Raw genomic sequence first — 23,092 nt, 5'->3', positions numbered from 1 at the left:
ATACGTTATGACCACTACCGGGAATTTAATTGCTTGACTATGAACACACCTGCATTTGACCGTATCAGCCGTGTTTTGGCTTATATCCATGCGAACCTCAGCTCGACACTATCATTAGAAGATATTGCGAAGCAGAGTTGCTGGTCACGATGGCAACTGCAAAGAGTGTTTCAAGCTGAAACCGGACTTACTGTTGCAAACTACGTGAGAGAGCTTAAGTTAAGCCAAGCGGCTGAAGAATTGTTGGACAGCAAGGAGCGAGTGATCGATATCGCGCTTGGGCTCGGATTCAATTCAGAAATTAGTTTTAGCCGTTCGTTTAAGCAGATGTTTGGGGCAAGCCCTAGTCAGTACAGGAAGGCGGGGAAAAGAGTAGGGTTAAGAAAGCCGATACAAGTGTCTGAAACGGTAAGCGCTGAAGAAAAGGGCGCGCTAAGTTTTGTTAATGTGCGTATCGATGAGAGAGAACCTTTCTTGGTTAAGGGGATTACCTCGGAAATCAGTGGTTTGTTTTCATTAACGCAAGATTTTGCCCAGAAAGTCCCTCAACTGTGGTCGCGTTTAGAAGGAGAAGTGACGCTTCCAGACGAGAATGTCTTTCAGTCTATTGGCGTTGTCGACCTTACTCAATCGAGTTTTGATGGTACGAATATCCGCTATTGGGCTGGGGTCGAACTTAAAGACGAAATCTCAATCCCTCAATTGCCAAGCATTATCTCTGATAAATTAGAGGTCTTATCCGTTCCTAAACAAACCTACGCAGTAGTTAAACACTGTGGCCCGATTGAGAATCTTCGATACACTCTGAGTTGGTTCGTACTTAATTGGTTGCCGAAATCTGGTTATCGAGGTGTCGACGGTTACGAACTTGAAGTGTACCCATCAGCCTATAAATCTAATGCCGCAGATGCCGTAATGGAATACTGGGTGCCTATTATTAAATCGTAGTCATATCTTCTTCCTGCGTACTCCCTGCAAAGCCTCTCAATCAATAAGGTTAATTGTATTTTTAATCATCAATTGACCTAACTCTTCTCAAAATTGGCCAAGTTCTTTTGGAATTTGCACCAAATTGTTAATTATCCCTTTTATAGATACATACAATGCAAATGAGATTTATTACTATTTAAGTTAAGCATTGGTACCGAGGGAATCATGACCACTCACGTTCGTTTTAAGTATTCATCACTGGCAGTTGCGTTGTTGACTGCATTTTCCACACAGGCTTTAGCAGAAGAAGCTGTTACAGCGACAGATTCGAACATAGAAACTATCACTGTTTTAGGAAAAGCTTATCGTAATACTGCAACTAAGTCGGCGCTTGAGCCAGAAGAAACGCCTCAAGGTATTACCGTTATTGATGAAGAACAGTTAGAGCAACGAGGTGTTCAATCTTTGAATCAAGCCCTTCGTTATGCACCGGGTGTTGTAACTGAAAACCGTGGTAGTTCGGTAGCCATGTTTGATTCGTACTCTATCCGTGGTTTTGCGACCAACAACGTTAACTACTACGATGGTCTTTCGCTTCAATTCTTAAATGGTTGGAACCTACAACCACAGATTGACCCGATTGCAATGCAGCAAGTCGAGATCTTTAAAGGACCAACTTCTGTACTTTATGGTGCAATGCCACCGGGTGGTATGGTGAATATGATCGCGAAAGCCCCGCAAACAGAGCAATCTACTAAGGTTGGCGTTGCGACGGGATCACGTAATTTACAGGAAGCTTCTATCGATACCACTGGTCAGTTTGGCGACAGTGATTTTTCTTACCGTTTGATCGCGCTTGCTCGTAAACAAGATAGCCAAGTTGATAATGCAGAAGAAGAGCGATACCTAATTGCTCCCTCAGTGGATTGGCAAGCAACTGACAGTACATTAGTTAACTTTAACCTTTACTACCAAAAAGATCCTTCAATGGGCATTAACTCGGCAATGCCATTAGATGTTCTGAAAGTAAGCGATCCATCCGTTTCGATGGGTGATAAGAATTGGAATACATTGGAACGTGAAGTGTTGATGGTTGGTTATAAGATTAACCATGACTTCAATGATAAATGGACATTCTTACAGAATGCTCGTTACACCGATGCGTCTCTATACCAAGAGAACACTTATCATGTGAGTTACGACCCAAGCACGCCAAACCAGCTGGATCGTTATTTGTATTCAACGGATGAGAGCTTCAAAGGCTTTGTTATTGATAACCAGTTGAGCGGCATCATAAATGTTGGGTCTGTCGAACACAATCTATTGCTTGGTCTAGATTACCAAGACTTAGACGGTAATGTTAACTACTCGTCTTACATTGCGAATGGCAGTGGCTTTAATAGCTTTGATCCATTGAACCCTAATAATGATCTGTTAGATCGTAGCGATGTAACTAAAACGGGTGAATATCTAGATGACACAACATCAAGCCAACTGGGCTTTTACCTGCAAGACCAAATCCGTTTAGATGCATTAGTACTGATTGCTGGCGCACGATTTGACCATTACAAATCAGAGAGTGATTACTACGCGCATGAATCTGATCATAAACAGTTTACTTACCGCTTAGGGGCTCTGTATCAGTTTGACAATGGGTTAGCACCTTTTGCTAGTTACGCGACGAGCTTTGAACCAGCGCCGGGTGTTGATAAAGCTGGTAATGAGTTTGACCCAGAGACAGCACAGCAAGCAGAGATTGGTGTGAAATACCTGTCTGACGATATGTCGAAAGAAGCAACGGTTTCTCTATTCCATATTGTGAAAGAAGACATGTTGATGACAGATCCAACCAACGTTTATGGCCCAAGAATCCAAGTGGGTGAAGTGGTATCGCAAGGTGCAGAGCTATCAGGACGTTGGTTCGCGACGGAGAACTTCGATATTACCGCAGCATACACGTATGTTGACATGGAAATTACTGAAGATTCTAACAATGGTTTAGAAGGTACGACGCCAATTTATGTACCTGAACACACAGCTAACATGTGGGCAAACTACAACGTGTTTAACGGCATGCTAGCGGGCTCTCGATTCAGCGTAGGTGCTCGTTACGTTGGTGAAATGCAAATGGATGCGAGTAATACACAAGGTAAAGTTCCGTCTTACACGGTGGTTGATTTGTCTGTAGGTTACGACTTAGGGGCAGCCAGTGATGCGCTATCTGGTGCAACAGCGAACCTAGCCGTGAACAATATTTTCAACGAAGAGTATTACGCGTGTTATGACCAATCGAACTGTTGGTTCGGTGCAGAGCAATCTGTCGAGCTTAGTGTGAACTATGAGTTCTAACTAGGTTAGGAATATCACTACTAAAGCAGCCTTAATTCGGCTGCTTTTGTCGTTTGAACAAATATCGAATTTAGATTAAGTAGGCAAATATATGAGCTTAAAATCAATCGCTTCCCATTTTTCTAAAGCAAAAAATTTGAATACAAAACTCACTCTGTCTGTTTTAGCGAGCGCTTTATCATTTAATGCAATGGCAGATTACCAAGTCGAAGATAGTGAAGGTGTTAAGACTATTCAAGCTCAACCCGTTAGAGTGGCGGCACTGAACTGGGATATAGCAGAGCAAGTGATCGAACTAGGCGTAACACCGATCGCGGTGCCTGATATTGCAGGGTACAGTGATTGGGTTGTGCAACCTGCGATTCCAAAAGGTGTGGCGGATATTGGTACTCGAACAGAGCCTAACTTTTCTGCACTTAAGAAGCTTAACCCTGATGTGATCCTTATTGCTTCGCCTCAGAAAGATCTGCAAGAGCGACTCTCTGAAATTGCGCCAGTATTTTATTACCAAACTTATAGTGAGCAGCATAGCAACGCGGCGGCGGCTATCGAGAACTTTAAGAAGATAGCTCAATTGCTTGGCAAAGAAGAACAAGCGAACAATAAACTGGCTTCGATGGATGCGCGTATTGCTGTTCTAAAGGCTGAGTTGGCCAAGGCGTATCCAGGTGACAAACCGAAAGTTACTTCATTCCGTTTTGCCAGCACCACTTCGGTATACATTTACGGTGATAACTCGATCCCGCAATATGCGCTTGAGCAGTTAGGCTTTGAAAATGCAATGGATCTTCCTGCGAGTCAGTGGGGGATCAGTCAAAAGCGTATGACTGAGCTTAAGAAGGTGAAGAATGGCATTGCACTTTACTTCGAACCTTTCCCATACCAAGACAAGTTAAATCAGTCCCCAATTTGGAAGAGTATGCCTTTCGTGCGTAATGGCCAATTTAGCCCAGTAGACGCAAGTTGGAGTTACGGCGGGGCGATGTCGATTTTGTATAACGCTGAAGCTATGGCGCAATCGTTGTTGAAGCTCGCGGAGCAGTAATGAGATTCGGTGGTTTGATGATGGGGGCGGTGTTATTGCTCGCCGCCTCTGTTCATTTATGGTTAGGTCAGTCTGAATTTGGTCCCGTTGATGAGTTGTTCCGGCAAATCTCACAGATTAGCGACACCGCTTCGTTCGAACGAATGGTCGATGATTCATTCGAGTTGATGGCGCTAGCCTATGTAAACTTACCTCGTCTGGTAATGGCGATTTTGGTTGGTGGAACACTCGGCACGATAGGTAGCCTGTTTCAACAGCTAACACAGAATCGCATGATGTCTCCGCTTACCTTAGGTACATCGTCAGGTGCATGGCTTGGTCTGGTCATTCTAAATGTGGTCGCGCCGATGTTGGTGGCTCAGTATTCAGTTTGGTTTGCGCTGGTCGGGGCTTTGCTTGCAATGGGGCTAATTGTATCCATTGTTGGCATCAAAAACATGAGTGGCTTGCCAATTGTTTTGGCGGGTATGGCGGTTAACTTACTGTTAGGCGCATTTGCGACCGCGATTATCTTACTTAACGACCAGTACGCACAAAACCTGTTTGTATGGGGAGCTGGCGATCTTGGGCAAAACGGTTGGGAACAAGTGCTTTGGTTAATGCCTAAGTTACTGCCAATCTTTGCTATTTTTCTGTTGGCACCGAGGGTTTTGACGTTGCTTTCGATTGGTACGGAAGGAGCGGCTGCGCGTGGCCTTAACATAGGTACAACCTTTTTCGTGCTAATGGCAATCGGCGTGTGGTTGGTTTCAGTGTCGATTACCTCGGTGGGTGTTATCAGCTTTATTGGTTTGATTGCCCCAAATATTGCGAGGCACTTGGGCTTTTTAAAGGCGAAATCAGAACTCATTGCAAGCTGTGCGTTAGGCGCACTATTACTCTGTGTGACCGACAGTCTGGCTATATTCTTAGCTCAATGGTCTTTGGATATGATTCCAACAGGAACGGCAACCGCGGTGATTGGGGCTCCGGCTTTGATCATTATTGCCCGCAAACAGATGTCTGCCCAAGATCAAATGTTTTTCTCTATGCCGAAAGGTCCGAGGTCTATCTCATCTTTGGCTTATTTCTTGTTGTTCATCATGATCTTCGGTTTGCTGGCGTTAAGTACATTGTCACAACCAGCGTCTGATATGGGCTACTTTGCAATTCCAGACGCGTTTGAATGGTCAATCCGCTGGCCTAGGATGTTAACTGCGATATTTGCTGGTGGGGGTCTTGCTGTTGCTGGTGTGATTTTACAACGGTTGGTTTATAACCCACTTGCTAGCCCAGACATCCTCGGTGTATCGGCGGGTGCTGTTTTAGCATTGATTTTCAGTAGCCTGTTTATGGGATACTCGATTCATTCACTAAGCCCGTGGATTGCTTTTTTAGGCAGCGCTATTGCACTGTGTTTGCTGTTGTTCCTTGGTAAGAAGCATCAGTTTGCACCCTCGATTCTTATCCTGACGGGTATCTCGCTGACCGCAGTGTTGGAGGCTTTAGTACAATTTTCTTTAACGCGAGTAGGGGAAGGGAAGTACACCTTGTTGGCTTGGTTAGCTGGCTCTACTTATCGTGTTGAACCTGATGCGGCAACGATCATGGCTATCGTGATAACCGTTTGTATTGGCGTTGCTTTACTGTTGAGCCGTTGGGTGACATTAATTGCTACTGGTCGTCAGTTTGCCAGTGCAAGAGGGTTGAACATCAGCATCGCCTATGTCGCTCTGTTGTGCATTGTCGCGATTTTATGTTCGATGGTGACAACCACCATGGGGCCGGTTGCTTTTGTCGGGTTACTGGCCCCACATATTGCAGCGATGGTTGGTGCGCGCTTGGTTCGAGAACAGATCATCTTATCGTTTTTGATTGGTGCGGCACTAATGTTGTTCGCCGACTGGTTAGGACAAGTGGTTGTTTTCCCAGCTCAGCTTGCGGCAGGCACGTTGGTTTCTATTATCGGTGGCAGCTACTTCATCTTCTTGCTGCTGAAATCCCGAAATTCGTAGGCTTGTGAGTAGGTTGAAGGTTTTTGTCATCAAATATCAGCGAACCTTGTTCTTAGTATGATTTGGTGCGTTGGCTCTTTTAGAGTGAGGAAAGTGATAACTTCTTATCTATCACTCAAAAGCACTCGAGAAAGACCAACGCACGCTTGTGATTCCCCAGTGCTTTTGCAACCAAAGCGTAATCAGATTAAGCGCGCTTTTCTTCTTCTAAACGACTCTTTAAGTAGTCCAAGAAGAGTTGAGTTCGAGTGTGTTGGTAATCGAGCTTAGGGTAATACGCATAAACGGTAGCTTCATCAGCTGTGATGTCTGGAAGAATCGGCACTAAAGCCCCAGATCTCAGGTCTTCTTTTATCATCACGTTGTTTGATAGCAAGATGCCCATGCCCCGTTTTGCGCCGTGAAACAGAGCTTCTGGATTAGTGGTGGCGAAATTCCCTGAAAGACTAATGCGTTTCCCACGATTAGTCTTGATTTCTCTTACGGGTTTTTCTCCCCAAATCAAAACGTTATGTTGTGACAGTTCTTCAACACTTTGTGGTGTGCCATGTTTCTCTAGGTAACTCGGCGCCGCATAAAACTGGGCCTTGTGTTCGAACAAAGGGCTGGCTTTAAAACTAAGCGAATTCAACTGCTCTAACTCTCGGCTGATGAACAAATCTAAACTGAGTTCAGGTATTTGACCGGGTAGGGTTGTGATCAACTGCAGCTTTATGTCTGGGTATTTTTCCAGAAAGTCATCAAGGTAATGCACCAAGAATTTAGAGCCAACGGCCAGCGTAGCGCCAATTTTGAGGAGCCCTGCAGGAGATTGGTTAACGGAACGGGTTTCGTCGAGTACGGACTGCCAAGAGTCGAGTTGCACTTTAGCGCGCTCGTAAAACAAAGCGCCTGCCTCGGTTTGGCTAATGGAGCGCGTCGTTCGTTTTAGTAATTGGACGCCGATCTTATCTTCCAACCATTGGATACGTTTGCTGATGGCGGAGCTGGTGGTATTGAGTTTACGTGCTGCTGCATTGAAACTGCCTTCTTCAACAACGCGAATGTAGCTATTAACACTCTGTATCCAATCCATTCAATTCCATCCTCAGGGGAAATAATCCCTTTCCATTTTGGTTGATTATCATCTTTGAGTAACAAATATACACTGTCTGTCGTGAAACTGTCATGTTGTAAGGAGGGTATATTGCGTAAAACACCATTATTATTGGCGATGATGATCATCGCGACTGGTCAAGTAGGCGTCAGCATTTATCTTCCCTCTTTGCCTCTGATCAGTCATGACCTCGCTTTGCAACAGCATACCGTTCAAAACCTAGTGACTCTTTTCCTTGTTGGTTTCGGTGTTTCGCAGCTGTTTTATGGGCCTTTATCGGATGCCATTGGACGAAGACCGGTGTTTCTCTTGGGGCAGAGCGTCTACTTGATTGGTACGGTCATTTGTATTGTGTTTGCTGATCATATTGTTGCCCTTGAAGCCGGACGCTTGTTGCAGGGACTTGGGGCGGGTAGTGCCTCCGTGCTTGGACGCTCCGTCTTGCGTGATAGTTACGATGGGCCGCAGTTAACCAAAGCGCTTTCTTACATATCGGTCACAGCGTCCGTGATGCCGATAGTCGCTCCTTTGTTTGGTGGTTGGATTGCCTATCACATCAGTTGGCATGCGGTTTTTGTGTTCGTGCTTGTTTATCTGTTAGCGATTTTTACATTGGGCTTTGCTGTGTTGCATGAAACATTGCCGTATCCCAAGCGACGCTTTGAACCAAAACGTGTAATGCTGAACTACCTTGAATTACTAACCAATAAACAAGTGATTGGCAGCGCAAGCTACAACTGGCTTAGCTACTTATCTGCTTTGGTTACTTTGTCTCTTTATCCATTTTTGATGCAACAAGAGCTTGGATTAACCGCTGCAGATTACGGAACACTAATGATCGTGCCTTCGGCTGGCTTATTGATGGGCAGTTTGGTGCTCAACTTCATCAACTCGCGCTATAAAGAACAGCAGATTTTACTGATGAGCTTTGTCATCGTCGCGGCTTCTGGCGTTATGTTACTTTGTTTGCCGTTTAACGTTGTGTCGTTATTGGTGGCGTTCACTTGCTTGAGCTTTGCACAGGGGATGTCTTTTCCTGTGTCAATTAGCCTCTTATTGTCTCCACACAAGCAGCAAGCCGGCGCTGTGTCTGCTTTGTCAGGATCTATCCAGATGTGTTTGGCAGGTTTGTTTGGTGGTTACCTCGTTGAAAGTTGGGTAACAACTCAACATCAATTAGGTGTGTTCTACGTTTTAGTCGCCGTTATTTCTTGCGTTGTTCTGCTGCTCGGGCAGTTTCGTACGCCTTCAAATGGCTTGGTTCAACCGGAACGTTCATAGTTAAATCTGGTTGCAAGCGTTTAAGCTCCTCTCTAAAATGCGCAACCAATTATTGTGTCGTTCCTACACTTGGCTTATGGAAGTGAGCGTTCGACAACACCCGTTAATCGTTAGGTGAAATCATGCAACAAAACGAATTTGAAGCACTGCTAAAAGAAATCTGTCAAAAAGAAAACCTGCCTCAAGCGCTAGAGCTATTAAAAGCGTGTGAGGAAGAGGAAGTAGCGCAAGCGGCTGAATCACTGACTGGTCAATTTGGTCTTGCTGAAGTAGAAGGCGAAAAACGTATCTACCACATCACGGTTCAAGCCGATGAATCGGGTGAAGAGAAAGAATTCGTTGAACATGTAATGAATGAGGGTGATCACCTGATCAAATTCGCAGCTTGGTTCTTTGAGACTTTCTTTGAAATCAAACCAAAAGACACGTACAAAGCAGCAGGTAAAACGTACCAACAGCCTAAGCGTTAATTACCGTTCTGATTCGCTAGGATAAAAGATCCTGTAAGTAAATTACAAAATAATTGTGACCTAGGTCTTGTTTTGTGGTTTTTATGGTGTAAAATTACAACATAAACCAGTCAATTACTTCTTAGGAGAAGGTCATGGGTTACGAACTTGGTGGTGTTTACTTTGGTCAAATGATTGCCAAAGATGCGATGCACAAAGCGCTTTACGGTAAAGCGAAGAAGAAAAAGCCTTCTATGTTTGCTCGCGTTATGAAAAAGCTAGCGAATTAATAAGAAAAGCCCCGACATCAGGTCGGGGCTTTTTGCATTCTAGGTATCGGTTTTTGAATTCGGAGCTTTAAGCTGTTTGGCTTGGGATCTCAACCACGTTATCTGGCACACTATCCAATCCCTTTTCCGCTAACCACTTTTCCAAGTTATCGGCGCCTCCGATGTACTGACCATCTAACCAAATTTGTGGGACAGTGACTGGTGTTTTCTCTCCGATGATCGCTTTTACTTCTGGGATCATTCGATAAAGTGCTGCACTGTCTTTTACAACGTCATGATATTTGTATTCCACTCCCGCTTCATCAAGCAGTTTTTTGGCTTTTACACAGTAAGGGCAGGTCGCTTTACCATAAACGATGTTGCCTTGAAGTTGGTCTCGTTTGGTCCATTCAGCAATTACAGACTGAACAAGCACACCTCTGTTTAGCGCTTCCCCTTGGCTGACGACTTTGCCTTCAACAACTAGGATAGGGGCGTGCCAAGCACCAAGCTTCAACGGTTCCCACCAGTGAGACAACCAATCTTTCACTTCAAGCTCGACAGGTACGTCTGCTAATTCGTTCTCAAACGTATCTGCAAGAATGTCTTTTGTTAGTGTGCATTCGCCACATGGGATGTTTACTTTAAACGGTCCCCAGCTGCCTGCCCAACGATACAATGTAATTTTGATTGGCTGTGTCATAAGATGCTCCTCATTTCCTTTCCTGAAAATATAGAACCCAAAACCCAAATATTTCTTTCAAATTACTTTCTTTTTTTTGCTTCCCAATGAGTAATGAAAGCAATCGAGCCGATAATGATTGCGGCACCAAGCCATAGTCGACCCGGTGGAACCCAGTTAAACACTAACCAGCCAGCGAACACATTAAGTGGTAACTTTGCATGGTCAAAGGGTTGTACAAAAGAGGCGTCCGCTACGGCATAAGCTTTAACAACCGCCCACTGTGCAAGAGCCGTCAGTACACCTGCAGCAACCAAAATGCCCCAGATACTCCAACCTTCTGGCATCGCGAAAGTAGGAACGGCGAGCAGGATATTAAATGGTGTGATCAGTAGAAGCAGATAGACCACCATAGTGGAAGGAGGATCGTTCACTGATAGTTTCTTCACCATCAAAGAATAAGAAGCCCAGAAAAACGCTGCGCCAACAGGAAGCAAGGTTGCCCATGTGAAGGAGTCTGACCATGGCTCAAGGATGATCATCGCGCCAATAAAGCCCGTTAGTGTCGCAATCCAACGAGCGATTCCCACTTTCTCTTTAAGAATCAGGCCTGAGCCAACGGTAGCAAAAAGAGGAGAGGTCATTAGCAACGCAATACCTTGCCAAATCGGGACGGGGTAAGCGAGCGCCCACAACCAAAGTTGAATACCAATAACCGCTAAGAAGATACGTAATGCGTGCCAACCAAAATGATTCGTGCGCAGAGATTGGCGGATACCTAAGGTTCGCAAGTAAGGCAAGATAGCGAAAAATGCGATGGCGTACTGGAAGAGTGCAAATGTGGTGGATGACACACCAAAGTGAATACTCGCAATTTGAGCAAAACTATTGACGATGGCGAATGCCAAACCTGCGGTAAGCATCCAAGATGCCCCTTGGACAGGATGATGATTCAATTGGATATTTCCGGTTTTAAAGAATTATCAGAATCATACGTCCTAATCTGTAGGTAGCCAATAAAAAAATGCCTCCCAGAGGGAGGCGACATTACCAATTCAAAGGACGTGCCTACCGAAGTAGGTACAAAGAACGAGAAGCACAAACGCTGCCATGCATTTGCTCGATCTAAGTATTGCAGCTAGTGTGCCAACTTTTAATTTATTGATTTTAAAGGGCTAGATCGGTATTGCTTGAGATAAACTAGAGGAAATGCACTAACTTCGGGATCTGGTGCATTAAAAGAGGGCAAGTTCTTCGTCAGTTAAGGCGATCAAAAAAGCCGACACAATAGTGCCGGCCAAAAGACTCGCTATTAGGACAAGTTTTTATTAGAAGTCGTAACGTACGCCTAGACGTAGCGTGTCTTCGCCTTGAATCACTTTACCTTCTGCATCCTTCTCTTCGTCGAGTTGGTTCATGTAGTAAGAAAGGTAAGTACGGAAGTTGCTGTTAAGCTTGTAGTAACCAACTAGCTCAAAACCATCAAGAGCATCGTATTTTGCGCCACCGTTTGGATCGTTTTCTTGGTATGTGTAAAGACCAACAACAGTGAACTTGCTTGCTAGTTTGTAGCTTGCTGCAATTTCGTAAGCGGTGAAGTCTTCAGAATCATCTAGTGCACCTTGTGAGTATGTACCTGCAAGGTAAAGGTTTTCTAGAGAGTAAGCGATACCACCAAGAATTTGGTCTTCTGAGTTATCTTTATCTACATCGCCACCAGAGTAAGCAAGACCTAGGTCTAGACCCATTGGTAGAGAGTAAAGGCCAGAGATGCCGTATTTGTCTTGGCTGTCACCAGAGTTAGCTTGGTAAGTTGCTTGAACTTGTAGAGCATCAAATTCGCCACGGTAAGCGAATACGCTGTCTTGCTTATCAGAAGATGAATCAATAACTTGTTGAACACCTGAGAACTCAGTGATATCCGTCATATCAGAGATGATAACAGCAGCCATGTCTTGGCGACCTACCGAAAAATCACCTGCATCAGCACTCACACCAGCGTACATGTAACGGTTTTTAAACTCGCTTTTACCTGTTTTTTGTTCTGCTTCGTAAACACCAAAAGCGGAAAGACCGTTACCGATGTCTGTCTTACCTTTTAGGTTTAGACGTGCACGTGATGCATCTTCCATAGAGCCATCGATTTCAGCACCGTCTGAACCGATGAAGTCACCACGAAATTCAACACGACCACCAACTTTTAATTCAGTGCCGTCGTCTTTGTAAACTGTTGCTGCGAAAGATGGTGATGATACCAATGCTGTTAGAACTGCAGTAGTTAGTGCTGCCTTTTTCATTTTCTTATTACCCTAGTTGTAATCGATGAGCTTACTTGCTCGATTTGTGTCGATGACGCTTAAGGTAAACCGCGAAAATGAAAGATAGATTTCTGTTAAGTTATGATTCCATTGCATTTTTATTTCAAATGCATGAATGCGTTCCTATTCATGAAAATAAGAGGAAAGGGCTTTTTATCTTTTTTTATGTTTCTGTCTTACCTAATTGACAGTGTGTTTTTAAAAAAGTTCCTAATCATATTTCTTTACCCGAAATGTAACATTGGGTTTCTTAAATGTTTGACTATCTGACCGTTTAACAATGACTTATGCTTGGTGTTTCTTCATGGATGTAACAAAATGTTTCTGTTTTTGGGTGTTGTTTTCCAAATTTGTGTATTGATTCGAGCTAAACGTTTGCCATTTTTCTTTTTTATTACATCTTTTCACTCTGCTCTTGGGAACTTCTGAAATACATTGATTGGCAGTTGTTAAGCAAAAGTGACGCGACATTGGTGGAAGAGATGCCCCAGTCCACTTTTGTATAAGACTGACTTATAAACTAATGCATAAATACACGGATTTTATAATGAACAAAAAATTCCTAGCAGCAGCGATCGCAGCAGCAACATTTGGTACACAAGCAGTAGCAGTGGAGCTTTACAACAACGACGGCACTACTTTCTCTATCGGTGGTCACGTTTCAGTTAACCTAAACGGTTCTGAGCAAGGCGACACAGATGTAGGTACTAACTCTCCACGTATCAACTTCACAGCAACTCAAGACCTAGGCAACGGCTTCACAGCTGACGCTCGTGGTGAGTGGGCTCTAAACTACCTAGATGGCGGTGAAGAAACATTCACTACTCGTCTTGGCTACCTAGGCCTAACTCACGACGTATACGGCCGTGCAGTTGGTGGTACTCAATGGGCACCTTACTACGACGTAGCTGGTGTTGCTGATATGCCAATCGCGTTTGCGAACGACTTTATCTACGATGACCACGGTGCTCTAGGTACTGGTCGTGCGGACAAGATGCTTTCTTACCGCAACGCAATCGAGCTAGGTGAAGCTGGTGCAATCAACTTCGGTCTAGGTTGGCAAGGTGCTAAAGAAGACGGCGCTGAATACGATGACCGTATGCAAGTTGCACTTTCTTACGCAATCATGGGCGCAAAAATCGGTTACACCTACAACGGTGGTGATATCCAACAAGCAAACTTTGTAGGCAAGCAATCTGCTGAATCTCACCTAGTATCTGCGGCATACGGTTCATACGGTCAAGGCCTATACGTTGCAGCGGTATACGGTTCAAACGAAAACATGAACTTCGGCACAAACGGCGCTCGCCTTGTAGAAAGTGATGCGTACGAAGCGCTACTAGCATACGCTCTACCAAGCAGCCTAAACCTAAGCATCAACTACGAAATGGTTGAAGGTAAAGAGTTTAACCGCAGCAAAACTGAAACTGCACGTGAAGAGATGGCTGTTCAAGCAGAATACAACTTCACTTCTAAGTTTGTTGGTTACGCTGGTTACCAGTTCGACCTAAACGATGCTAACGATCGTAAAACAGACGACAAATGGGCACTTGGTGCTCGTTACTACCTATAATAGTAACCTGTCCTAGTTACTATAAAAGCCAGCTTCGTGCTGGCTTTTTTCATATCTGTTGTTTGATAAACCAGAGAGTTTCGTCTTGAAGAGTGCGAGAGCAAAACGGGCTGAATGTCTTGTTTTTAACATTCCAGAGCGGGAACTAGTGTGGGCAACTCAAGCAGTTAGATTATCATGTGCGTTTTGTTTTGCAGGGAAGAGCAATGAGCGTCGTTCAGGTTGAAGAGAAGAAAGTCAAAGTTGGTAAAGTTCTGTGTGTTGGGCGTAACTACGTTGAGCATATTCAAGAGCTCAATAATGCCATGCCAGAGCAAATGGTCGTGTTTAATAAACCGGCGACTTCTGTTTCAACTAAACTCACCTCATTTCATCAAGAGCCTTTGCATTACGAAGCAGAAATCTGTTTTCTGATCAAAAATGGTCAATACAATGCGGTTGGGCTCGGCTTAGATCTGACCAAACGCGGCTTACAATCTACCCTCAAAGAAAAAGGGTTACCGTGGGAGCGCGCCAAAGCGTTTGACGGTTCAGCGGTATTCAGTCGATTCCACTCTCTTCAAGGTGTCGATATAGACGATCTCAACTTAGAGCTTTTGATTAACTGTGTTCATGTTCAAAAAGGGCACGTTAAACAGATGCTTTACCCACCAGTTAGTATTCTCGATGAGCTGAAGAGCTATACAACACTAGAAGATGGCGATGTCGTGATGACAGGCACACCAAAGGGCGTGGGAGAAGTGCATCAAGGCGATGTCTTCCTTGGGCGTTTGAAGTGTGGAGACATCACCTTGTTAGAGATTGAGTGGGTAGCTGCTTAGTCGTGAGCTTACAACCAAATTCGAAGCAATAAGAACGCGACCATACTTACTATGGTGGTGAGCAAGACATTCTTGGTGAGGTACGCAATCGCAGCAGCTAATAGAGCTGCCAATAGGAATGGATTTTGCCATGTGACGCTAAGTTCACCCTCTGGCATAAACACAATTGGAGCCCAAATTGCGGTGAGTACTGCAGGGCTTGCGTAGCTCAATACTTTCTGAGTTCTTACCCCCAACCTAAGCGGTAATTTCGGTTCTAAGAACAGATAACGGCTGGTGAACACCAAGGCTGTCATGGCTAAGATAGACAAAAAAATCATTGGCGCTCCTCCGGTGTATTCTCAATGTTTGGTGCTTTTGTCGTAAATTGTTCTACAAAATAGCCCGTTAACATGGCGAGAATGCTCGCGAACATCAAGCTCCCTTCCACTTGGTAGTAGTTCAGCGCCACTGAGCTAACTAATGCCACCAACACACTGCATAAAACGGGAATGCTTTTTATCGTTGGCACCACAATCGCGATAAAGGTGGCAGCAACGGCAAATTCCAATCCGAGTTCATTCAATTCAGGTATCAAACTGCCGGCAACGATGCCAGCAAGCGTTGCGAAGTTCCAAAATAAGTAGAAGCTTAATCCAGCGCCTAGGGCGTACCATCGATCAAATTGTTTATCGGATTGGTGCCCGACGATGGCAAATAGCTCATCAGTGAGCAAGAAGCCAAGTGAAAGACGCCACTTTAATGGCAATGGCGAAATTTTACTGCGCATTGAAACGCTATAAAGAAAATGGCGAGAGGTAATAAAAAAAGTAGTCAGCAACATAGTCGTCAAGCCAGCGCCTGCTTTAATCATCCCCATAGCCACGAGCTGTGCTGAGCCTGCAAACAGAATGGCGGAAAGCGCCTGACCTTCCAAAGGGTGTAAGCCAGTATCAATGGCAAATGAGCCGGCTAGTAATCCCCAAGGCAATACAGCAATGCTCAATGGCATCATTGCGATGGTGCCTTGTAAAAAGAGTGAAGATTTTGAGTCTTGATGAGTTGGCAAAGTAGTATCCATAACTTCAACTTAAATAGAAAAACATGCTGTTAAGGTAGGCTGACCTCAGCACGCTGCCTTGTACAAAATTGCTAACAATGCTTGATGTACTGCCCAGGCGTTACGCCCATGGCTTTTTTAAAGTGACGATGCAAATGGCTTTGATCGTGAAAGCCACACTCTTGAGCAACGTCGGAAATCTTTTGTCCTAGCTTGAGCAGTTTTTTCGCCATTCTGAGCCTCTGTTGAATCTGAAATGCGTGCGGTGGGAAACCAAACTGCTTTTGAAACTCACGCAACAAATGAAAAGGACTTAATCCCGCTAATTTCGCCAGTTCTTCTAAAGAGACATCGGCTTGAGGAAAGTCTTCAAGAAACTCTTTGACCAGATGTACTTGCTTTTGCGCTTTGGTCGCATCTTGAAGCGGGGCTCGATGTGTACTGTGCTTGCTGGCAAGTTTGACCAACGTACCGTAGACAAGTGTCTCTCTTAACAAGCGGTTATCGGACTTCTCTAGAGTATCGAACACCAACCGCAGTTGGTTTGCGAGCTCTGGATCGTAAACGACAGGTTGGGGGAAGTAGGGCAACGCGACATTGGGTGCGCCAAGTTCTTCCCCAAGCGTTTGAAACTGCTCTGGTACGGGATACATGGCTTTGTATTCCCAACCGCCTTCTGATGCTGAATGACCATTATGCACCTCGTCGGCGTTTACAAGAATGATACTGTCTTGTGGTGCGATGTGGTTGCCACCAGTACGAAAGAACTGTTGCGCGCCTTTTTCAATCACACCGATGGTGTAGCCTTCATGGCTATGACGAGAGAAATTCTGTTTTTCGTACTTTGCGTCGAGCAGCTCCAAGCCACCGAGCTCTTGAGCAATCTTAAAAGTCGCGATTTCCTTATTCTTTTCTTTCATCTTGTTCCGAACTGCGCAAGCATTAATCGTGGCATCACATCATTTGGAGTCTACCGGATCCATCCTGCTTATTTTTGTACAAAATTGCTATCGGTATTAAAAATAAACACCAAAAAGGTTAATTGTTTTTAAATTGAACATTAAACCTTTTCTATTTTCTGAATTTTACTCCTTGGCTAGATATTTGGTCTGGTTGTTATCTATTCATTGGTATAAGATCCGCCGCCTGTTTTAGAAAGCCAGTTCCACCATGATCGATTTATCTGTACTCCCTGTTTATCTCACTGCTGTTGTTGCACTTCTTTTGTTACCTGGACCTGACATGTTGCTGATTGCCAGTTCTAGCATGAGCTATGGTAAGAAAGTTGGTCTGTTTGCGAGCTTGGGCAACGCGACATCCGGTGTGATCTTAACCTTATTGGCCGCAATGGGCGTGTCAACCTTGATTGCAATGAGCCCCATCGCATTAAAAGTGCTTCATCTACTGGGGGGCGCGTACTTGCTAAAAATGGGCTGGGACTGTCTACGAGCGGACGTTTCTGCTGCACCAGAGCTGGACCAGAAAAACAAAATGGCATCGACTTACTATCAACGCGCTTTGATGAGTAACCTGCTGAACCCGAAAGCCTTGGTGTTCTTCGTGATGTTTTTACCTCAGTTTGTCTCTAGCAACATTACCGCATCGTCGGGTGAGCAAATGCTCGCACTTGGTTTGCTGCTGAACGTCTTAGGCTTGCTATTCAATATCTTGCTGGTTGCCTTGGCGGGGACATTGGGTAAAGGGTTATTGGAAAACGATAAATTCCGCATGTACCAAGGCAAACTGATGGGCTTGGTGTTCGTAATCCTTGCGGTGTGGATGCTCAGTAGCTTCGCGATGTAGTGTGTAGGAACAATCAGATTTTTGAACAAAAGCCAGCACTCGCTGGCTTTTTGTTTTAGTATCACACTGATTTCCAAGGAGTGGCAGTATGAAACTTGAATTTAAACTCAACCCAGAACAAAACGATCTCGACTTTATCCGTGATGGCATCCGAGCATATAACCGCATGCATTTACCGGATGGTGATGTAAATGCCATTGGTTGTTTTGCCCGTAATGACGAGGGCAAAGTGATTGGTGGACTCACGGGAGAGATGTTCAATAACACCGTGTTCGTTGAATATCTTTGGGTAGATGCAGAGGCACGCACTTCGGGATTGGGAAGCAAACTGATTTCTCTACTGGAAGAACAAGTGAAACCGCGTGGAGTAACGCATTTGTACCTCGATACTTATAGCTTTCAAGCACTCGATTTTTACTTGAAATTGGGTTTTGAAAAAGTAGGGCAGTATTCAGGTTACCCAGCAGCAGACATTGATAAACATTTCCTGCAAAAACAGATTGCTTGATTTGGTTTGAATTTAACAAAAAAGAGGCGCACGATGCGCCTCTTTTACTATTTACTATTTGCTGTTGTCACAGAATCGATGTTTCAAACCCGAATTACAAGCTTTGTTGATGTGCTTCGATCAATGCGTTCATCTTCGCTTCTGCTGCTTGGTTAGCTTGCGCGTAATCCATCTCTGCTGGGAAGTCGCTGATCACTTCGTAGTAACACTTCAACTTCGGCTCAGTACCAGAAGGGCGAACAATCACGCGTGATTTGTCTTCTAGGTGGTAAACCAATACGTCACTTGCAGGCAAGTCAATCGCTTCTGTTGGACCATCGGTCACAAAGCGAAGTGATGACTTCAGATCTTCGATCACTTCGATACGTTTACCCGCGATCGCTTTCGGTGGGTTTGCGCGAAGTTTGTCACCGATTGGTGGTGATTTAGGGTCAAGAGCAATGCTGCGTTGCGCGTTGAAGTAAAAACCGTGTTGGCGGTATAGTTCTTCTAACTTATCCCACAGCGTTTTGCCTTGTGCTTTCAATTTACCTGTCAATTGAGAGAAAGCGACCAGTGCTGACAAACCATCTTTATCCCATACCTTATTACCTACGGTGTAGCCTAGTGCTTCTTCGTAAGCAAACAGGAACGGATTCGCTTCTGTCTCTTGAGTCATTGCGACGTTGGTTAGCCATTTAAAGCCAGTTAACGTTTGGTAGTATTCCGCGCCGTGTGCTTTAGCAATGCTGCTCAATAGTCGAGAAGACACAATGGTATTACCGACAAGTGCGTTTGGTTGAGCTTGCAGTAAGTAGTCACCAAACAATGAGCCCACTTGGTCACCCGTTAGCATCTGGTATTCGCCATCTGGACGTTTTACAGCCACAGCAAAACGGTCTGCATCAGGATCGTTCGCGCAAGCGATATCTGCATCGACAGATTTACCCAGCGCCATCACCATGTCCATCGCACCTGCTTCTTCAGGGTTCGGGAAGTTTACAGTAGGGAACGTGCCGTCCGGTTCGCGCTGTTCTGGAACGCTTGCCACTTTTTTAAAGCCAGCGTCTGCGAGCAACGTTTCTGCCATGTCCGCACCGACACCGTGCATTGCTGTGTAAACAATCGAGATATCTGTGTTGCTGTCCGGTGTTAGCAGGGCATTGTCGTTCATTGTTTTGCGGTATGTTTGGTAGTACTCGTCTTCGAGCCAAACTAACAAACCTTTTTCTTTCGCATCTTCCAGTGACATTAGAGGAAGCGGTTTTGTTGTTGCTTCATCGATTTTTGCAGCAATACCAGAATCGTGCGGTGGAATAATCTGTGCGCCATTTTCCCAGTACACTTTAAAGCCGTTGTACTCAGGCGGGTTGTGGCTTGCGGTAACCACCACAGCAGCTGCTGCATTTAACTCACGAACACCAAAAGCAACAATTGGTGTTGCCGCTACTTTATAGGTTAGGTAAACCTTGATGCCTAAAGCAGTAAGTACGGAAGCTGTATCGTGTGCGAATTGTTGTGAATCTGGGCGACCATCGTAACCAATAACAACACCGCGAGACGATGCATCTTTCACTTGTTCAATCAGATAGTGACCGAGACCAGTTGCTGTTTCTTGAATCACCAAACGGTTCATGCGATTTGGACCAGCGCCAACTTTACCGCGCAGACCTGCCGTACCAAATGCTAAGCGTGAGCCAAATCGATCTGTCAGTTCTTGTTCGTTATTCGCATCGACTAGGTGCTGAAGCTCTTCACGAGTTTTTGGGTCAGGATCTCGTGCTAGCCATTGAGTAATTTGTGTTGTCATATTCATCTTTCCTTAGCAGGGGGAGCCTACTTGTTTAGACACTTTTATCAGGAAAGTGTCCCAATGTTTTCTTTTTATTAATGTAAATGGTTCTCAATTACATTTCAAAGAGGGCAATCGATAAACCGAATTTATTTTTCTCTCTGTACAGAATTTATTCACATTTTATTTCTTGAAGAACTATTGAACTATAACTAGCCTTTTAACATAAATATAACAAAGTGCATTGAAATCGTAGTTTTTGTGATTTTTTGTAAATTTGTTCGATATTTGCATCGGGAAACAAGGAAGCTCGCGCAAGCGCAGCGGCTGAGCAGAGGAGAGATCTTTTGAAAAGATTAGCGACTACTCTAGCCTTATTAACGAATGTGATTTTTATCACATTTTCTTCGTACAGTTGGTCAGAGCAAAACGATTACAACATGACGAGAGGTGTCACAGGGATCAGTGAGCAAGTGTATGAATTACATATGCTGATCTTCTACATTTGTTGTGCCATCGCCTTTGTGGTGTTTGGTGTGATGTTCTATTCCATCTTCCGACACCGCAAGTCAAAAGGGGCAGTTGCGGCCAATTTCCATGAAAGCACCAAGGTGGAGATTATCTGGACCATCATCCCCGTCATTATCCTCATTGCCATGGCGATTCCTGCCACAAAAACTTTGGTGGCGATGGAGGACACAAGTCAGTCTGACCTCACTGTGAAGATCACGGGTTCCCAATGGAAGTGGCATTACAGCTATTTCGGAGAGGACGTCGAATTCTTCAGCCTACTTGCTACCAGCCAGAAAGAAATTGATGGCATCGAAGCGAAAGGGGCGCACTACTTACTCGAAGTGGACAACCCGCTCGTTTTACCAATCAATCGTAAAGTTCGTTTCTTAATGACGTCTGATGACGTAATCCACTCTTGGTGGGTGCCTGACTTCGCAGTTAAGAAAGATACGATTCCAGGCTTTATCAATGAAGCTTGGACCAAGATTGACGAACCGGGTGTGTATCGCGGTCAGTGTGCAGAGCTTTGTGGTCGAGCACATGGTTTCATGCCGGTTGTCGTTCATGCGATGGCGGAAGACGATTTCGACCAATGGATGGCAGACAAGAAACAAGAAATTGCATTACAAAAAGCGGCTGCACAAGAAGCACTAACGCAAGACCTCTCAATGGAAGACTTGATGGGACAAGGCGAGTCCGTTTACACCGCGCGCTGTGCCGTGTGCCATCAAGCCAATGGTGAAGGCATTCCAGGCGCATTCCCGGCGATTAAAGGCAGCGAAATAGCTAAAGGCCCGGTTATGGCTCACATCGACGTATTAGTGAACGGACGTGCAGGGACAGCGATGCAAGCTTTTGCTAACCAACTTAGCGACCAAGAAATTGCTGCTGTTATTACCTATCAACGAAATGCTTGGGGAAATGACACTGGCGATACCGTTCAAGCATCCGATGTTAATGCCTTTAAGGCACAAGAAAGTGCCAAGGAGGAAATATGAGTAAGCCAATTGAAAAAGCGGTGAAGTCTGCTCCTGCAGAAGCGCAAACTACCGCAAACACCACCATTGCGATTGAGGACGACCACGATCATCATCATGCACCAAAAGGGCTAGCACGTTGGCTTTATTCCACCAGTCATAAAGACATTGGTACGCTTTATTTATGGTTTAGTTTTGCCATGTTCCTCACTGGCGGTGCGATGGCGATGATCATTCGCGCTGAGTTGTTCCAACCGGGTTTGCAATTGGTTGATCCTCAGTTCTTTAACCAAATGACGACCGTGCATGGTTTGGTGATGGTATTTGGTGCCGTCATGCCTGCGTTTACCGGCTTAGCGAATTGGATGATCCCAATGATGATTGGCGCGCCGGATATGGCGTTACCACGAATGAATAACTTGAGTTTTTGGATCTTACCTTTTGCTTTCCTCATTTTGATCGGCTCTTTGTTCTTACCGGGTGGTGGTCCTGATTTCGGGTGGACTTTCTACGCGCCACTTTCTACAACCTACGGCCCTGACAGTACGGCGTTGTTTGTTTTCTCAGTCCATATCATGGGTATCAGTTCCATCATGGGTGCCATCAACGTGATTGTGACTATCGTAAATATGCGAGCACCGGGCATGACATGGTTCAAGTTGCCAATGTTTGTTTGGACTTGGCTAATCACGGCATTCTTGTTGATCGCGGTGATGCCCGTATTAGCCGGTGCGGTGACCATGGTACTGACCGACAAATACTTCGGTACCAGCTTCTTTGATGCCGCTGGTGGCGGTGACCCGGTGATGTTCCAACACATTTTCTGGTTCTTTGGTCACCCAGAGGTGTACATCATGATCTTGCCTTCGTTTGGTATTGTCTCGGCAATCATTCCGGCGTTTAGCGGCAAGAAACTGTTTGGTTACCATTCGATGGTTTACGCTACCTGTAGTATTGCGCTGCTTTCATTCCTAGTGTGGGCGCATCACATGTTTACCACAGGGATGCCAGTATTCGCCGAACTTTTCTTCATGTACTGCACCATGTTAATAGCTGTGCCAACAGGGGTGAAAGTGTTTAACTGGGTAGCGACCATGTGGCGAGGTGCAATGACGTTCGAGACACCGATGTTATTTGCCATCGCCTTTATTGTCTTATTCACAATAGGCGGTTTCTCAGGCTTGATGCTGGCAATTGTGCCTGCGGACTTCCAATACCACGACACGTACTTTGTTGTCGCGCATTTCCATTATGTCTTGGTCTCTGGTGCGGTGTTCTCGATTATGGCGGCAGCGTATTACTGGCTACCGAAGTGGACAGGCAATATGTATGACCACAAGCTGAGTCTGTGGCATTTCTGGTGTTCCATCATCTCGGTTAACGTACTGTTCTTCCCAATGCATTTCTTGGGCTTAGCTGGGATGCCACGACGTATTCCCGATTACGCCATCCAGTTTGCTGACATAAACCAAATCGTATCGATAGGTGGCTTTGCCTTTGGTCTCTCTCAACTGATCTTCTTGTGGCTAGTGATTAAATGCATCCGTGGTGGTGAAAAAGCACCAGCTAAGCCATGGGAGAGGGCGGAAGGTCTAGAGTGGACAGTACCAAGTCCAGCGCCACACCACACGTTCACAACGCCGCCAAAAGTCGATTAAGAAAAGAGTGAGGTGA

Annotated in this window: 21 protein-coding genes; 13 read left to right on the top strand and 8 right to left on the bottom strand. The window is 45.1% G+C overall.

All coding sequences use genetic code 11. From position 1 onward, the window contains the following. Nucleotides 1–39 precede the first annotated feature (39 nt). The 4 genes from KIT90_RS00905 (at nt 40) to fhuB (ending at nt 6,318) form a co-directional block, all read left to right on the top strand. Nucleotides 40–948: an AraC family transcriptional regulator gene (locus tag KIT90_RS00905; RefSeq protein WP_285374914.1), complete on the top strand. Its 909-nt coding sequence runs from the start codon at nt 40–42 to the stop codon at nt 946–948. 207 nt (nt 949–1,155) lie between these two features. Next, complete coding sequence (locus tag KIT90_RS00900; RefSeq protein ID WP_285374483.1) at nt 1,156–3,279, top strand: TonB-dependent siderophore receptor; 2,124 nt, start codon at nt 1,156–1,158, stop codon at nt 3,277–3,279. Between the two features lie 91 nt (nt 3,280–3,370). Next, complete coding sequence (locus tag KIT90_RS00895) at nt 3,371–4,324, top strand: iron-siderophore ABC transporter substrate-binding protein (protein ID WP_285374482.1); 954 nt, start codon at nt 3,371–3,373, stop codon at nt 4,322–4,324. Continuing rightward, complete coding sequence (fhuB, locus tag KIT90_RS00890) at nt 4,324–6,318, top strand: Fe(3+)-hydroxamate ABC transporter permease FhuB (RefSeq protein WP_285374481.1); 1,995 nt, start codon at nt 4,324–4,326, stop codon at nt 6,316–6,318. Before KIT90_RS00895 ends, fhuB begins: the two co-directional genes overlap by 1 nt. Before the next feature lie 187 nt (nt 6,319–6,505). Here the strand turns inward: fhuB and KIT90_RS00885 are convergent, their stop codons facing one another. Next, nucleotides 6,506–7,393, bottom strand: a complete 888-nt coding sequence (locus KIT90_RS00885; RefSeq protein ID WP_020194793.1) for a LysR family transcriptional regulator — start codon at nt 7,391–7,393, stop codon at nt 6,506–6,508. A 111-nt stretch (nt 7,394–7,504) separates the two neighbouring features. Between KIT90_RS00885 and KIT90_RS00880 the strand changes: the two genes are divergently transcribed. From KIT90_RS00880 to KIT90_RS00870, 3 genes are all read left to right on the top strand, one after another. Beyond that, entirely contained in the window at nt 7,505–8,695 is a 1,191-nt protein-coding gene (locus KIT90_RS00880) for a multidrug effflux MFS transporter (protein WP_054822129.1), read from the top strand. A gap of 122 nt (nt 8,696–8,817) precedes the next feature. After that, complete coding sequence (locus KIT90_RS00875; protein WP_005435558.1) at nt 8,818–9,165, top strand: hypothetical protein; 348 nt, start codon at nt 8,818–8,820, stop codon at nt 9,163–9,165. A gap of 134 nt (nt 9,166–9,299) precedes the next feature. Continuing rightward, entirely contained in the window at nt 9,300–9,434 is a 135-nt protein-coding gene (locus KIT90_RS00870; protein WP_009706169.1) for a hypothetical protein, read from the top strand. 67 nt (nt 9,435–9,501) lie between these two features. Here KIT90_RS00870 and KIT90_RS00865 read toward each other — a convergent pair whose 3' ends face one another. The 3 genes from KIT90_RS00865 to KIT90_RS00855 all read right to left on the bottom strand — a co-directional run bounded on the left by KIT90_RS00865 (nt 9,502) and on the right by KIT90_RS00855 (nt 12,392). Continuing rightward, nucleotides 9,502–10,116 (bottom strand): glutaredoxin domain-containing protein, encoded by a 615-nt coding sequence (locus tag KIT90_RS00865; protein ID WP_005435560.1) that lies wholly within the window; start codon nt 10,114–10,116, stop codon nt 9,502–9,504. 62 nt (nt 10,117–10,178) lie between these two features. Then, nucleotides 10,179–11,018, bottom strand: a complete 840-nt coding sequence (locus tag KIT90_RS00860) for a DMT family transporter (RefSeq protein ID WP_285374480.1) — start codon at nt 11,016–11,018, stop codon at nt 10,179–10,181. 405 nt (nt 11,019–11,423) lie between these two features. Further along, complete coding sequence (locus KIT90_RS00855) at nt 11,424–12,392, bottom strand: porin (protein ID WP_005435562.1); 969 nt, start codon at nt 12,390–12,392, stop codon at nt 11,424–11,426. 568 nt (nt 12,393–12,960) lie between these two features. On the opposite strand from KIT90_RS00855, the gene KIT90_RS00850 reads away from it, so the two are divergent. Continuing rightward, complete coding sequence (locus KIT90_RS00850) at nt 12,961–13,986, top strand: porin (protein ID WP_033005111.1); 1,026 nt, start codon at nt 12,961–12,963, stop codon at nt 13,984–13,986. A gap of 206 nt (nt 13,987–14,192) precedes the next feature. Next, the gene (locus tag KIT90_RS00845) at nt 14,193–14,807 is read left to right on the top strand and encodes a fumarylacetoacetate hydrolase family protein (RefSeq protein ID WP_009706166.1); all 615 of its coding nucleotides are present in this window, start codon (nt 14,193–14,195) and stop codon (nt 14,805–14,807) included. 8 nt (nt 14,808–14,815) lie between these two features. On the opposite strand, the gene KIT90_RS00840 is transcribed toward KIT90_RS00845, so the two are convergent. The 3 genes from KIT90_RS00840 to KIT90_RS00830 form a co-directional block, all read right to left on the bottom strand. After that, nucleotides 14,816–15,127 (bottom strand): AzlD domain-containing protein, encoded by a 312-nt coding sequence (locus KIT90_RS00840; RefSeq protein WP_005435565.1) that lies wholly within the window; start codon nt 15,125–15,127, stop codon nt 14,816–14,818. Then, nucleotides 15,124–15,867 carry an AzlC family ABC transporter permease gene (locus tag KIT90_RS00835; protein WP_020194800.1) on the bottom strand — a complete coding sequence of 248 codons (744 nt, stop codon included), beginning with the start codon at nt 15,865–15,867 and terminating at the stop codon, nt 15,124–15,126. Before KIT90_RS00835 ends, KIT90_RS00840 begins: the two co-directional genes overlap by 4 nt. A 71-nt stretch (nt 15,868–15,938) precedes the next feature. Continuing rightward, nucleotides 15,939–16,766, bottom strand: a complete 828-nt coding sequence (locus KIT90_RS00830; RefSeq protein ID WP_045414646.1) for an AraC family transcriptional regulator — start codon at nt 16,764–16,766, stop codon at nt 15,939–15,941. Between the two features lie 250 nt (nt 16,767–17,016). Here KIT90_RS00830 and KIT90_RS00825 point away from each other — a divergent pair, with 250 nt between their 5' ends. Beyond that, nucleotides 17,017–17,649, top strand: coding sequence for a LysE family translocator (locus tag KIT90_RS00825; protein WP_020194801.1), 633 nt, complete (start codon nt 17,017–17,019; stop codon nt 17,647–17,649). 88 nt (nt 17,650–17,737) lie between these two features. Further along, a complete protein-coding gene (locus tag KIT90_RS00820) occupies nt 17,738–18,157 on the top strand; it encodes a GNAT family N-acetyltransferase (RefSeq protein WP_285374477.1) in 420 nt (139 codons plus the stop codon). 94 nt (nt 18,158–18,251) lie between these two features. Here the strand turns inward: KIT90_RS00820 and KIT90_RS00815 are convergent, their stop codons facing one another. Beyond that, nucleotides 18,252–19,946 (bottom strand): phospho-sugar mutase, encoded by a 1,695-nt coding sequence (locus tag KIT90_RS00815; protein WP_285374475.1) that lies wholly within the window; start codon nt 19,944–19,946, stop codon nt 18,252–18,254. Nucleotides 19,947–20,275: 329 nt separating this feature from the next. Here KIT90_RS00815 and coxB point away from each other — a divergent pair, with 329 nt between their 5' ends. After that, the gene (coxB, locus tag KIT90_RS00810; RefSeq protein WP_285374473.1) at nt 20,276–21,439 is read left to right on the top strand and encodes a cytochrome c oxidase subunit II; all 1,164 of its coding nucleotides are present in this window, start codon (nt 20,276–20,278) and stop codon (nt 21,437–21,439) included. After that, nucleotides 21,436–23,076 (top strand): cytochrome c oxidase subunit I, encoded by a 1,641-nt coding sequence (ctaD, locus tag KIT90_RS00805; protein WP_039841460.1) that lies wholly within the window; start codon nt 21,436–21,438, stop codon nt 23,074–23,076. Before coxB ends, ctaD begins: the two co-directional genes overlap by 4 nt. Nucleotides 23,077–23,092 lie beyond the last annotated feature (16 nt).

The organism is Vibrio sp. B172a (assembly GCF_030248355.1).
GTDB lineage: Bacteria > Pseudomonadota > Gammaproteobacteria > Enterobacterales > Vibrionaceae > Vibrio > Vibrio owensii.
Note: the sequence above shows the minus strand (reverse complement) of the source record. Positions and strands in the feature narration are given on the sequence as shown.